General features: G+C 53.5%; 12 protein-coding genes and 4 tRNA genes. 10 read left to right on the plus strand and 6 right to left on the minus strand.

From position 1 onward, the window contains the following. Positions 1-34: 34 nt before the first annotated feature. The 4 genes from WCT94_RS10850 (at position 35) to WCT94_RS10865 (ending at position 556) form a co-directional block, all read left to right on the plus strand. Positions 35-111: transfer RNA gene (locus WCT94_RS10850), tRNA-Arg, on the plus strand. 121 nt (positions 112-232) lie between these two features. Continuing rightward, positions 233-308: transfer RNA gene (locus WCT94_RS10855), tRNA-His, on the plus strand. A 42-nt stretch (positions 309-350) separates the two neighbouring features. Beyond that, a tRNA-Leu gene (locus WCT94_RS10860) sits at positions 351-437 on the plus strand. A gap of 42 nt (positions 438-479) precedes the next feature. Next, a tRNA-Pro gene (locus WCT94_RS10865) sits at positions 480-556 on the plus strand. A gap of 122 nt (positions 557-678) precedes the next feature. On the opposite strand, the gene WCT94_RS10870 is transcribed toward WCT94_RS10865, so the two are convergent. Then, positions 679-1,986, minus strand: coding sequence for a histidine-type phosphatase (locus tag WCT94_RS10870; protein ID WP_336869573.1), 1,308 nt, complete (start codon positions 1,984-1,986; stop codon positions 679-681). A gap of 247 nt (positions 1,987-2,233) precedes the next feature. On the opposite strand from WCT94_RS10870, the gene purB reads away from it, so the two are divergent. The 6 genes from purB (at position 2,234) to WCT94_RS10900 (ending at position 7,753) form a co-directional block, all read left to right on the plus strand. Next, positions 2,234-3,598 carry an adenylosuccinate lyase gene (gene purB / locus WCT94_RS10875; protein ID WP_336869574.1) on the plus strand — a complete coding sequence of 455 codons (1,365 nt, stop codon included), beginning with the start codon at positions 2,234-2,236 and terminating at the stop codon, positions 3,596-3,598. Between the two features lie 9 nt (positions 3,599-3,607). Beyond that, the gene (locus tag WCT94_RS10880) at positions 3,608-4,150 is read left to right on the plus strand and encodes a GNAT family N-acetyltransferase (protein WP_336869575.1); all 543 of its coding nucleotides are present in this window, start codon (positions 3,608-3,610) and stop codon (positions 4,148-4,150) included. Next, on the plus strand, positions 4,147-4,938 hold the full coding sequence (locus WCT94_RS10885; protein WP_015842090.1) for an amino acid ABC transporter substrate-binding protein: 792 nt from the start codon (positions 4,147-4,149) through the stop codon (positions 4,936-4,938). The genes WCT94_RS10880 and WCT94_RS10885 overlap by 4 nt, the downstream gene beginning before the upstream one ends. Positions 4,939-5,075: 137 nt before the next feature. Further along, complete coding sequence (locus WCT94_RS10890) at positions 5,076-5,747, plus strand: amino acid ABC transporter permease (RefSeq protein ID WP_043882002.1); 672 nt, start codon at positions 5,076-5,078, stop codon at positions 5,745-5,747. 9 nt (positions 5,748-5,756) lie between these two features. Further along, positions 5,757-6,518, plus strand: a complete 762-nt coding sequence (locus WCT94_RS10895) for an amino acid ABC transporter ATP-binding protein (RefSeq protein ID WP_180779369.1) — start codon at positions 5,757-5,759, stop codon at positions 6,516-6,518. A 77-nt stretch (positions 6,519-6,595) separates the two neighbouring features. After that, positions 6,596-7,753 carry a M20 peptidase aminoacylase family protein gene (locus WCT94_RS10900; RefSeq protein WP_336869576.1) on the plus strand — a complete coding sequence of 386 codons (1,158 nt, stop codon included), beginning with the start codon at positions 6,596-6,598 and terminating at the stop codon, positions 7,751-7,753. Between the two features lie 54 nt (positions 7,754-7,807). On the opposite strand, the gene WCT94_RS10905 is transcribed toward WCT94_RS10900, so the two are convergent. The 5 genes from WCT94_RS10905 to WCT94_RS10925 all read right to left on the minus strand — a co-directional run bounded on the left by WCT94_RS10905 (position 7,808) and on the right by WCT94_RS10925 (position 13,202). Then, positions 7,808-8,569, minus strand: a complete 762-nt coding sequence (locus WCT94_RS10905) for an amino acid ABC transporter ATP-binding protein (RefSeq protein WP_241007259.1) — start codon at positions 8,567-8,569, stop codon at positions 7,808-7,810. Between the two features lie 126 nt (positions 8,570-8,695). Beyond that, a complete protein-coding gene (locus tag WCT94_RS10910) occupies positions 8,696-9,805 on the minus strand; it encodes an amino acid ABC transporter permease (protein WP_336869577.1) in 1,110 nt (369 codons plus the stop codon). A 10-nt stretch (positions 9,806-9,815) separates the two neighbouring features. Beyond that, positions 9,816-11,039 carry an amino acid ABC transporter permease gene (locus WCT94_RS10915; protein WP_336869578.1) on the minus strand — a complete coding sequence of 408 codons (1,224 nt, stop codon included), beginning with the start codon at positions 11,037-11,039 and terminating at the stop codon, positions 9,816-9,818. A gap of 125 nt (positions 11,040-11,164) precedes the next feature. After that, entirely contained in the window at positions 11,165-12,217 is a 1,053-nt protein-coding gene (locus WCT94_RS10920) for an amino acid ABC transporter substrate-binding protein (RefSeq protein ID WP_336869579.1), read from the minus strand. Positions 12,218-12,440: 223 nt separating this feature from the next. After that, the gene (locus WCT94_RS10925) at positions 12,441-13,202 is read right to left on the minus strand and encodes a sulfite exporter TauE/SafE family protein (protein WP_100018544.1); all 762 of its coding nucleotides are present in this window, start codon (positions 13,200-13,202) and stop codon (positions 12,441-12,443) included. Positions 13,203-13,232 lie beyond the last annotated feature (30 nt).

Below are 13,232 nucleotides of genomic sequence, written 5' to 3' on the forward strand. Positions count from 1 at the left end.
AAGCCCGTAATATCCCGCCCCGCAACGGCGCTAAGCGCCCGTAGCTCAGCTGGATAGAGCGCTGCCCTCCGGAGGCAGAGGTCTCAGGTTCGAATCCTGTCGGGCGCACCATTATATTTTTATGAAGTATGTTGTGTGCAAGAGCTGCGGTGGTACACTTTTCTTCGCAAAGAAAGTATCCCGTAAAAAGGAAGTACCGCGTAATAAGTAGTTGATGTAAAGTGTGGTGATGGTGGCTATAGCTCAGTTGGTAGAGCCCTGGATTGTGATTCCAGTTGTCGTGGGTTCGAGTCCCATTAGCCACCCCAGATTTTGCAGCTATAGTAGTTGATTGACAGTTTGTGAGTTATGCGAAGGTGGCGGAATTGGTAGACGCGCTAGCTTCAGGTGTTAGTGTTCTTACGGACGTGAGGGTTCAAGTCCCTCTCTTCGCACCACACAAACGAGAACATCAGTGATGTTCAAAAAAGCAGTACATTCGGCGAGTAGCGCAGCTTGGTAGCGCAACTGGTTTGGGACCAGTGGGTCGGAGGTTCGAATCCTCTCTCGCCGACCAATTACAAAAAAAAGCACATCGAAAGATGTGCTTTTTTTTTCGTCTGCGATTTGTCTTCTTGCGAAAATCTTGTCGGATTCGTTAACCCGACAAGACGTTGTTGTTCCCTGCGATATCGTGCGTTACAGCGCGTAATGCACAGGTGCCAATGCGCTGCTATCGATACTTTTTCGCATTGATTTCAAAGCGGTATCGAAAGGGCATAGCATGCCTTTTTCCGTCTGCTGGCAGCCCTGAGAGGTCAATTCTTCTCTCAGTAGCGTTTGCTGGCCGCTCAGTGGCGTCAGAGAACGGATCTGATCCAGCGATTGTGCTTGGAAATAGATACGCAAAAAGCGCTGCTGAGTGGTGGTGTCACGCCAGCGTTCGAATACCAGACTACCCGCGGGTGGAATGTTATCGGCGGTATCGTCGGGTAATTGCCAATGAAACTGCAACATCGTGCGTAGGTAGGCGATGTTGGTGTCATGGGCGACATACAGCAAGTAAGGGGCTGCTGGCGGCTCCCCTTGTGCGGTGTCTTGCTCTTCCTGCGTCCCTTGTGCCAGAGCCTGTGCGATTTGCTGCATGAATAGCGAACCTCCGCGCTGTGCGATATAGGGAACGTCATTGGTGAAATCGTATTTAGCCGTCATCGGGGCCATTAGTGGAGTGAGATCCTGCACGTTGCGGACGTGACCAAACGCGACCTGCGCCTGTGGCAGATTCTCGCTGTACTCCAGCAGGAAAACCTCGCTCATATTTGCCAGCGTATTCAGACCGCTGATAGAAATCGAACCGTCTTTATCCTGTTTTATCGCCCACGGTTTATCAAACACCGGGCACGGATTATCCGCTTTGCATACGATCTGCTTCAACTGTTCGACGCTGGGCTGAAGCTGCTGGTAGGCGATATTGAGATCGCCTCCCATCGCTTTCAGTACCTCGGCCTTGGCCCGTTCGGGGTCAAGCGTGCCAATCCCCATTTTATCCCCGTGGAACAGTGGGTCCTGTTTTTCATCCTCAACGGCATGTGTCGCAACGCCACAGCCGGGAAACATGCCATCCACGTAGGCCTGTGCGGTTGCACGGGTGCGTTGTAACGGGCTGGCGAGCACATAAATCTGCTGTTCTGTGGGACAACCTGAAGCGAACAGGTGCTGTTGGCGATAATACTCGCCCTCATCGCGCCCTTTTAGCACGGTGGCAGCATAGCCGTGTCCGGTTAATTCACCGTCGCGCGTGACCCACTGCGGCCACTCTCGTGCCGTGCCGGACTCCAGCGTCGTCGTGTTGGATTCTGTTGGAGGGCGTACGCCATGACGGCTGACTTCAACCACCTTTTCCAACTGGTAGCGATCCTGAGCCTGGGCCTGAGTAGAGAATGCTGAAACAATGATCATGGTAATCAATAAGGTACGGGGCATACGCGATGTCGTGTGGGAAAGCATGATAATCCTTCGTCAGCGGTCATTCGGATAAGGAATTTCATTGTAGGAAGCGGAAGGTGACAAATGGGCTTTTTCGCTCGGCAGAGAGTGTTAGCGAACATTTCTACATGCATAGTTTGCAATCAAACTTTTTGATCTAAGATAGATCCCAAAGGTATAAAGCGCATAATTTCCGCATGTTATATTTTTAAAAATTAAAAAGACGACATAAATCCCGCCTGATAAATCCAACACTAACGAGTTAATTATGGCATCACATCTTATTGATTTTCTTCTTATAGGGAATAATTTTGGCACGCCTGAAATGCGCGGCGTCTGGTCCGAGCATAATCGCCTGACTAAACAGGTCGAAGTCGAAGTTGCCCTGGCGCTTGCCGAGGGTGAACTGGGTGTCATTCCGCTGGATGCGGCAAAAACCATTGCAGAAAACGCTGATGCAAGCGCGCTTAACGTTGAAGAGATTGCAAAAGATGCGGCACGCATGAAGCACTCTCTGATGCCGACGATTGCCGCGATTCAGAAACAGTGCGGCGCTGCGGGTGAGTTTATTCACTACGGTGTTACCACACAGGACATCGTTGATACCGCGACAGTGTTACAGCTGAAACAATCTTTTGATATTGTTGTAAGAGATACACAACTGCTGGCCGTTGAGCTGAAGCGTCTGGCGAAGAAATATCAACACACGCTGATGGCGGGCCGTACCCACGGTATGCAGGCGCTGCCCACCACGTTTGGCTTCAAACTGGCCGTCTGGTTGGATGAATTTATCCGTCACCTCGAGCGTCTGAGTGAAATCAAGGAACGTGTTCTCGTCGGCAACATCAACGGTGCCATCTGCACCTATGCTTCTTTTGGCGAACAAGGGCCGGAAATCGAGCGTCTGACGTTGGATAAACTGGGGCTGAATACGCCGAATATCGGTTGGCAGTCTGCCCGCGATCGCTTCTCCGAATACGCCTCAGTCGCGGTGCTGATCAGCGGTACGCTGGGTAAAATCGGCAACGAACTGTACAACCTGATGCGCACCGAGATTAACGAAATTGAAGAGCCGTTCTCCGAAGGGAAAATCGGTTCAACCACCATGCCGCATAAACGTAACCCTGCCGCATTGGAAGGGCTGGCGAGCCTGACTGCACCGCTGTTCAAGAGCGCCGCGCTGATTCATGAATCCATGAAAGTTGAGCACGAGCGTGATGCGATGAGCTGGCGTGCGGAGTGGATTGCGTTGCCGGAAATCAATATCTATCTGTCTGCTCAGCTTCAGAACGCGCTTGGCATCCTGCGTGGGATGTCCGTCAACGAGAAGCAAATGCTGGCGAACCTCGATCTGCAAAATGGCCTGCTTTTGTCCGAGAAAGTCATGTTCGAGATTGGTAAACGCCTTGGTAAGCAAACTGCTCACCATCTGGTTTACGAATGCTCAATGCAGGCATTCGAGCAAAATCAGTCCTTTAAATCGGTGCTGCTGGCTCATCCGGTGCTTTCTGAGCAGGTGACCGCCGCCGATCTGGACGAATGGCTGAATCCGGCTAACTACGTTGGCAGTGCGCCGCAGAAGGTTGATGACGTGATTCGTTATGCGGATAACTCCGGCCTGCTGCCAGCATAAGGTGACATCATGAGTATCGTATTTCGTCAGGCTACGCTTGCGGATGATGAGACTTTTCTGGCGCTGGCGCTGGCGGCGTTTGAGCCGATTCGCCAGTTGGGCATCAATTTTTCCGCCGCCCATGCGGACATCGACATGGTGCGCACGCATATTGCCTCACACGGCGTTTATGTAATGGAAAAAGAGGGGGAGATGGTGTCGTCATTCACCATCCGCTATCCGTGGGGGCCGGAGCCAGGCCCGTTCGGTTTGCCCCATTTGGGCTGGTTTGCAACACACCCTGGCTATAAAAAGCAGGGGCTGGGTAAGCAAATGATGGGCTGGCTGGAAGAAGAAATTCTGATTAACCAGCTCAAAGCGCCTGCGGTGTCGCTTGGCACTGCGCAAAACCACCCGTGGCTGATTGAGATGTACAGAAATTATGGTTTCAAGGAAGTCGGGCAGACGAATCTGGGAAAAGGACACCTGACAATCTGGATGGAAAAAATCCTTGATAACCAATTGTATGACCAGTGGAAAGATAAAAACTCAAAAAGAGAGGCAGTAAAATGATGAAAAAAGTAACGTTGTCTGTTCTGGCGCTGACGACCGCCTTTCTTGTAGCCGGCTGTGATTCTGGGAAAAGCAGCGCCGAGCAGGAAAAAGTACTGAAAGTGGGTTCAACTGGCCAAAGTTATCCAAGTGGCTTCAAGCAAGATAACAAGCTGGTTGGGTTTGACGTTGAAGTGACGGAAGCCATTGCGAAAGATCTGAACTACAAAGTCGAGTGGGTCACCGCCGATTTCAGCGGCCTGATGGGGCAACTGGAAGCGAAAAAACTGGATACTGTGGCAAACGTGGTCGCAATTACTCCTGCGCGTCAGGAAAAATACAATTTTGCCCAGCCGTACAGCTTCTACGGCAGCCAGATTGTGACGCACAAAGACAACGCGGACATTAATACGCTGGCCGACCTGAAAGGGAAGACCGTTGCCGGGGTTCTGGGTTCCAACCACGTCAACAACCTGAAAAAAGCGTTTGCCGACGGCAGCGTAAATATTCGTACCTATGAAACGCGCGATGGTGCGATGAACGACGCGCTGTCTAAGCGTGTTGAAGGCTATGTGAATTCACGTCCGATCCTGCTGGCGGAAATCAATAAGCGTAATCTGCCGTTCAAGCTGGTTGGTGAGCCGCTGGTGATTGAAGAAGTGAGCTTCCCGTTCCATAAGGACGAAAAAGGCGACGCGCTGCGTAAGCAGTTCGACGCCGAATTAACAAAAATGCGTGAAGATGGACGCCTGAAAGCGATCTCCGAAAAATATTTTGGCGAAGATATCACGGTATCACCGGCTAAATAACCTCGCGTTGTCATCTCGGCGGTGTCGTCATATCGCGTGATGATTCGTTATGCCGCCAGATGATTCGTTATATAGCCTAGTCATAACCCTGTTCCACCGGCGCAATATGGCCGGTGGAAGCATTAATGGTATTACTCATGAATATCGATCTTGCCTACCTGTTAAAGGTCTTTCCCCAGGTATTAATGTATTTGCCGACCACGCTATTCCTTGCCGTGGTTTCGATGTTTTTTGCTATGGTTCTCGGCCTTATCCTGGCGTTAGTCCGTGAAAGCAAGATCGTCGTGGTAGTAAAAATCGTCGAACTGTATATCTCGTTGTTCCGCGGCATTCCGTCGTTGGTTCAACTGTTTATCATCTACTTTGGCCTGCCGCAGCTGTTCCCCGGCTTATCCAATCTGGATGCCATGACGGCGGCGATTATCGGCTTTAGCCTGAAAACGTCCGCCTATATGGCAGAAATCTTCCGTGCGGGCCTGTCCTCGGTGGATTTCGGCCAGACGGAAGCGGGCCTGTCCATTGGTATGAGCAAAGCGCAGGTCTATCGCCGCATCGTGTTGCCTCAGGCCATGTTGAATGCGCTGCCTGCGACGGGAAATACCTTTATTTCCCTGATTAAAGATACCTCTGTGGCCTTTGCGCTGGGTGTCTCCGAACTGTTCGCGGAAGGCAAGATGATTGCCGCCGAATCTCTGCGTTTCTTTGAGACCTTCCTGGTTGTGGGTCTGATTTACTGGTTGGTGATCATTGTTTATTCCTGGCTGCAAAAACAGCTGGAGAAGAAACTGAATCACTCGCTACAGCGATAAGGGGCTGACATGATCAGTGTAAAGAATCTTTCTAAACGCTTTGGCGATCAGGTGGTGTTGGACAACATTAGTCTGAATATCGCGAAGGGCGAAGTCGTGGCGATTATCGGCCCATCTGGTTCGGGTAAATCCACGCTGCTGCGCTGTCTAAACCTGTTGGAAACGCCGGAGTCGGGCACGATTGAAATTGGCGACCAAACGCTGGATACGCGTCGTTATTCCTCTAAAGAAGCCTATGCGCTGCGCCGCCAGACGGCGATGGTGTTCCAGAGTTACAACCTGTTTAAGAACAAGACGGCGCTGGAGAACGTGACGGAAGCGCTGATTGTCGTGAAAAAAATGCCGAAGAAGCAGGCGGATGAAATCGGTCTGGCGCTGCTGGAGCAGGTTGGTCTGCTGCCGCAGGCGGCACAGTATCCGGTGACGCTATCCGGCGGGCAGCAGCAGCGCGTGAGTATTGCACGTGCGCTGGCGGTCGATCCGAAGGCAATTTTGTTCGATGAGCCGACTTCGGCGTTGGACCCGGAAAGGGTACACGAAGTGCTTCAGGTGATTCAGAAGCTGGCGAAAAACGACACCACGATGGTGATCGTGACCCACGAAATGCAGTTTGCGAAAGAAGTGGCTGACCGCGTGATCTTCATGGCGGACGGTCACATTGTTGAAGAAGGCCCGGCGGAGCAGGTGATTAGCTTCTCGGACAACCCGCAAACCCAGCGTTTCCTGCGTCAGTTGACCAAGTTGCCTGAGCCGCTTGAGTACGATATTTAACGCACACGTAGACACACCTGCACGCCTGAACAAGGCCGCCCTGCCAGACAGGGCACGATAATGTGGAGCAAGTATTAATGAGAACAGCACCTCAGCACGAGCCTCTGGCTCAGTTTATTCAGGCGTTTCGCCACGATTTACACCGTAACCCTGAGCTGTCGAATCAGGAGTTCGAGACCACGAAGAAGATTCGTGCGGTATTGGAAAAAGAGGGGATTCGCGTCCTCGATCTGCCGCTGAAAACCGGTCTGGTTGCCGAAGTGGGGGGCCTTCAGGATGGCCCGTTGGTCGTGGTGCGTTCGGACATTGACGCCCTGCCGATTGAAGAAGAGTCTGGCGTAGAATTTACGTCGCTCAATAAAGGGGTGATGCACGCCTGTGGTCATGATTTTCACTCTTCCGCTGCGCTGGGCGCGGCGATTCTGCTGAAAAAAATCGAGCCGGAGCTGAAAGGTACGGTGCGTATTTTATTCCAGGCGGCTGAAGAAACCGGGCTGGGCGCGCCAGAAGTTATTGCGGTTGGTGCGTTGGACAATGCGGTAGCGATTTTCGGTATCCACAACGATCCAACGCTGCCTGTTGGCGTCATCGGCGGGAAAGACGGCGCGTTGACGGCGGGCGTTGACCGTTTTGAGATCAAGATTGCGGCGAAAGGCTGCCATGCGGCGAAACCGCATGAAGGCAACGATCCGATTATCATTCTGGGCCAGTTGATTTCTGCTGTACAGACCATCATCAGCCGCACGGTGTCGTCTGACAACAACGCGGTAGTGTCGATTACTCAGGTTCATAGCGGCAGCACCTGGAACGTTATCCCGGATACCGCCTACGTTGAAGGTACGGTCAGAACGTTCAACCAGGACGCGCGTGATTTGATTGAACAGCGTTTCCGTCAGATCGTTTCAGGTATCGCCAGCACCTTTGGCGCAGAAATTGAGTTCCTGTGGCACGCAGGGCCACCATCGGTGATCAACACGCCAGAGTGGGTTGAGTTTGCGCTGAATGTGGCAAGTGACGAAGGGTTTGAAGCACGCCGCGTGGAAGCCAGCCCGATTGGTGAAGATTTCGCATTCTATCAGCAGAAACTGCCGGGTACGTTCATGATGGTCGGCTCCGGCGGACCGTATGCGCTGCACCACCCGAAATTCCGCGTTGACGATCGCGCCCTGTTCCCGACCGCGCACTATCTGTATCAGATGGCGAAGCAGAGTCTGGAACAGCTTTCCTCTCGCTAAGCCCTGTTAAAGCATGTTATCCGCGTCGGTTTTCCGGCGCGGATATTTTCTGTCTTAATGACTTAAAATCTGATCCAGGAACTGGCGCGTTCTCGGATGTGAAGGCGTGTTGAAGAAGTCTTGCGGTGGAGCGGATTCAACGATGCTGCCGTCAGCCATCAGAATTACCTTGTCTGCCACCGTTTTGGCAAAGCCCATCTCATGGGTAACGACGATCATCGTCATACCGGATTCTGCCAAATCGAGCATCACATCCAGCACCTCTTTAATCATCTCTGGATCCAATGCCGAAGTGGGCTCGTCAAACAGCATGATTTCCGGCTGCATGCACAGCGCCCGGGCAATGGCCACACGCTGCTGCTGGCCGCCAGAGAGCTGTAGCGGGAACTTATGCGCCTGATTGGCGATATGTACCTTTTCCAGATAGTGCATCGCTAAATCGATGGCCTCCTGCTTTTTACGCTGCTTGACCAGCGTCGGGCCAATCGTCAGGTTATCCAGCACGCTCAGGTGGGGAAACAAGTTGAACTGCTGGAACAGCATACCGATGCCGGAGCGTACGCGGTTGATGTTCTTGATGTTGTCATTGACCTCAATGCCATTTACGCGGATGTGCCCATCGTGGTGCTCTTCCAGTCGGTTAATACAGCGGATGAGCGTGGATTTGCCGGAGCCGGAAGGGCCGCAAATCACCACACGCTCACCTTTCTGCACGTTCAGCGTCACGTTATTCAGTGCCTGAAACGCGCCGTACCATTTGCTGACGGCGTCGATCTCAATGATGACGTTGCTGTCTGCCATTACATGGTTTGTCATTGACGTGTCTGTAACTAAAGTCTCTGTAACTACAGTCTTTGTAACTACAGTCTTTGTAACTACAGTGTCTGCGGCTAAGTTCATGATAACCAGGCTCCTGTCGGTGTTTTCATCAACGGCTATCGCTTAACCGTGATACGTTTCTGGGTTACGGCTGGCATCGATGCGCTTTTCTACCCACAGCGCGTAGCGTGAGAGCAAGAAGCCAAATAGCAGATAGATAGCCGAGATGAAAATATAGGTTTCAATGTAATAGCGCCGCCATAGCGGGTCTTGCATCACTGAACTGGTGGCGGTGAGGATATCGAACAGCCCGATAATGATGACGAACGAGGTGTTCTTCATAGCGGCGATAACATGGTTGGTCATGGCAGGCAGGCAGATACGCAGCGCCTGCGGCAGGACGATTTTGGTCGTCGTGTGCCAATAACCGAGATTGAGCGCCATCGCCGCTTCGTATTGCCCGCGTGGTACGGACTGCAAACCGCCGCGAATCACCTCAGCCTGATAGCAGGCGAAAAACAGCGCGATACCAATGATGATGCGCAGCAGCTTGTTGATTTCCATACCGGCGGGCAGGAACAGCGGGAATACGTTAACGGCGACGAACAGGATCGTGATGAGCGGTACGCCGCGCAAACCTTCGATAAAAATAACCGACAGACCGCGTAGAAAAGGCAGCGGTGAGCGACGCCCCAGCGCCAGCAGAACTGAAACCGGCATACCGATGACGACGGTGCCGCTAAACAGCAGAATCGTCAGCGGCAGACCGCCCCATTCACTGGAAGGCACGTAAGATAAGCCAAACACGCCGCCGGACATCAGGATGGCGATGCTGACTACCGCGACGAGCCACAGCGGTAAGAGGATACGCGAGTGCCAGAAGCGCGGCATCAGCGACAGGCCAAGTGCCAAAAACCAGATTCCCATCGCCAGCACCAGCCGCCAGTGTTCATCGTAAGGATAAAGACCAAACAGAATAGGGCGATGTTTTTCCACGATCACCGCCCAGCACGCACCTGCGGCGGCACGACAGATGTCCGGGTCAGCGGTGTACCACACGGCATCGAGAATGCCCCAGTGCAGCAGTTTATTGCCGACGTTCCACATTAGCACTGCCAGTAACAGTGTAAGCACCGTTTGAGGCACGCTGCTGAATAGATGGCGGCGCAGCCACAGCAGCGGCGTACGCAGTTGGCTGGGAACGGCGGAGAGTGACAGGGCCGGAAATAACATACGGTGCTCCTCAGCGCTCTTTGATAGCGACGACGCGGTTAAATAGGTTCATCAGCAGCGATGTCACGATGCTGACCGTCAGGTAAACCACCATCATGATGGCTATCACTTCGAGCGCCTGGCCGGTCTGGTTCATCAGCGTATTGCTGATGTTTGCCAGTTCCGGGTAACCGACCACGACCGCGATCGAGCTGTTTTTTGATAGGCTGACATACTGGCTGGTCAGCGGTGGAACGATAACGCGCATGGCCTGTGGGATAATGATGTGGCGCATCATGTGCCACGGCGAAAAAGACAGCGCGCGTGCCGCTTCCAACTGGCCTTTGGGGATAGACTGAATCCCCGCCCGCACGATTTCTGCGATAAACGCGGAGGAATAGAGCGCAATGCCGAGCAGCAGCGCTGTAAATTCAGGGCTGACGGTAAAGCCGCCGCGAAAGTTAAAGCCGCGCAAGATCGGGCGATCGAGCTCTGCCGGTGCGCCGGAAAGCCACCAGACCAGCAGCGGTAGCCCGATAAGGGTTGCCAGCGTCAAACGACCTGTCGGCAGAGAGCGCCCGCGACTTTCCCGAACATAGCGCGCTACGCGGGTCAGGATCAGGCTAATCAGTACGGCGGCGAGCAGGGCGACTCCCGCCCACAGCCAGCCGTGGTGTGCGGCGGGAACGGCAAAAGACAGCCCGCGATTGGTCAGGAATCCCAGATTACCCAGTTCGATAGCATCCCGCGGTGAGGGCAAATTGCGGATCACCACTGACCAGAAAATCACCTGCAAGATCACCGGAATATTGCGCATCATCTCGATGTATCCTCCCGCGAGCCGCGCCAGCAACCAGTTGCGAGAGACGCGGGCGATGCCAACGGAGAAGCCCAGCAGCGTGGCGAGCACGATGCCGCACAGCGTGATGTACAGGGTATTCAGTAACCCGACGCCCAGTGCGCGCAGGTAACTGTCGCGTGGGGTAAAGGCGATGAGCTTTTCACCGATCTCAAACTGCGCGGTGTGGTCAAGAAAGCCAAATCCTGTTGCGATATTTTGCGAGCGCAGGTTTTCGACCACGTTGGCATACAGCCAGTAGCTGAAAGCGACAATCAGGAGGCCGAGCAGGCACTGATAAATCCAGGCGCGCAGCGACTTGCTGTCAAACGCATTCAACAGACGGCGCGCATAAGATGGCGTTCCCAGCCACGACGGTGCAGAGGCTGACGGCAGCGTTGGGTGTGGTGATTTCATTACCGGCGGTCTTTTCTTCTGATCATTACCGATTGCAGCGCGCTATCCGAGGGGATCTGTGCGTGAATACGGTGGTATGGCGTCAGCCCGGATATTCTCGGGGGTGACGCCGATGATTGGGTGAATTAACGAATGGGCAGACCGTAGAGCAAACCGCCTTTCGTCCAGAGATTATTCAGGTCGCGCTCCAGCGGTGCCGGGGTATCTGGCCCGAAGTGGCGGTTATAAATATCGCCGTAATTCCCGACCTGCTTAATCACGCTGTAAGCCCACTGGTTATTCAATCCCAGTTTCTGACCATAATCGCCAGTGACCCCAAGCAGCGCCTGTATATCCGGGTCTGTCGACTTAAGCTTGCTATCCACGTTCTGTTGACCGATTTCCATCTCTTCCGCGTTGAACGTAGCGTAAACCACCCATTTCACAATGTCGTACCACTGGTCGTCACCCTGACGAACCGCCATCGCCAGCGGCTCTTTTGAGTAAATCCCCGGCAGAATCACATGGTCGGACGGCTTTTCCGCATCAAAGGTGCGCACGCCGGGCAGGGCGACTTTATCGCGGGCAATGACGTCGCAGCGTCCAGACAGGTAGGCCGCGACATACTCTTTATTGTTCTCGATAACCACCGGGGTGTAATGCAGGTTGCGTGAGGCAAAAATCTGCGCGACGTTACGTTCGGTGCTGCTGCCCGGAGTGATGCAGACGGTCGCGCCGTCGAGATCTTCCACCTTCTTCACATTGGCGCTGGTGCGCACCATGAAGCCCGTACCGGTATAGAAGGTCGGCGGCGCGAAGTTCAGCCCCAGCGACGTATCGCGAGACAAATCAGCGGTGATATTGCGTGACAGCACGTCCACTTCACCAGACTGAATCGCGGGGAAGCGCTGGGCGGTAGAAAGGGCGGCAAAGCGTACTTTGCTCGCATCACCAAACACAGCAGCAGCTAACGCGCGGCAATAATCGACGTCCAGCCCGGTCCACTGTCCTTTGCTATCAATCGCGGAAAAGCCGTGGCGTGCTGGGTGCACGCCGCACACCAGTTCACCGCGTGCTTTGATTTTTTTGAGCGTTTCGCCATTTCCTGTATCAGCGGCATTAGCGTGTGCGACGGGCAGCAGAAGCCCCCCTAAAGTCAGCGCTGTGGCGGTCGTCAACGAGAGTAGTTTTCTCAGCATAAGTATCCTCAGAATGATCGGTGTTGTTTTAATTTGTTGTAATTAATGGTTTTTATTATGGTGCGTTCTTTTGTATACAAATGTTCTCAATGTTGCATCTAAATGGCAAATAGCATATTTCTCTATCTAAATCTGAATATTGGATATAGCCATTTCGGGCACGACCAGAAAGATAAAAAAGAGAGGTGTGCCTCGCACGGTAAGCAAGGCACAGAGGGATGATTTAGCGGGCGAGCAAGCTTTGTACGCCTTGCCACATGAGCTGGGCGCTGAGCACTAACATGGTGAGGCGAAACGTGGTGCGGAAGAGTTTTTCGGGCAGATTATCCAGCAGGCGTGTGCCCAGCCAGGTGCCTAATACGCCGCTGACAATCATCGCAGCCAGCATCGGTAGCCAATCGTGATAGGCAAACCCCATCATCCCAAATGCCAGTATCTTCAGGCCGTGTTGTAACACCATGCAGAGCGCATGCGTGGCGATAAGCGGCTGTTTGGTGACCCCTTGAGAGCTGATAAGCCCGGCGACCATTGGACCCGTTGCGCCGACAATCATGGTGCCGAGGCTGGTGAGCGCACCGCCGAGAATGAAGAACAATCGATTAACTGGTTTTGGCGCGGTGCGTTTACGGAAAACTGACCACAGAATGAAACTGGCCAGCGCAATTTTTGCCACGCTGTCTGGGATCCAAACGACGACGGGCGCGCCCAGTGCGATGCCGATGACGCTGCCGATAAAAAACCACAGCGCCAATGGCCAGACGATATACAAACGCTGAATCAGGCTGCGGCTCAGGTTGGAGCCTAGCTGGACGATGCCGTGTACCGGCAGCAGGCTGCTGACTGGCATCCCGAGGCCCATGATCGCAAGCAATGTGACGCCACCGCCTAGCCCCAGCGCAGCCGTTAACGCCGACGTCAAAAAACTGCAAAAAATCAGGATACCGGCAAAGAGCGGAGAAATGTCGGGTGGAACAAGATGTAGCATGGTGAAACCCATCGCGTGGTCGAGCAAATG

This window comes from Pectobacterium sp. 1950-15, assembly GCF_037136835.1.
GTDB lineage: Bacteria > Pseudomonadota > Gammaproteobacteria > Enterobacterales > Enterobacteriaceae > Pectobacterium.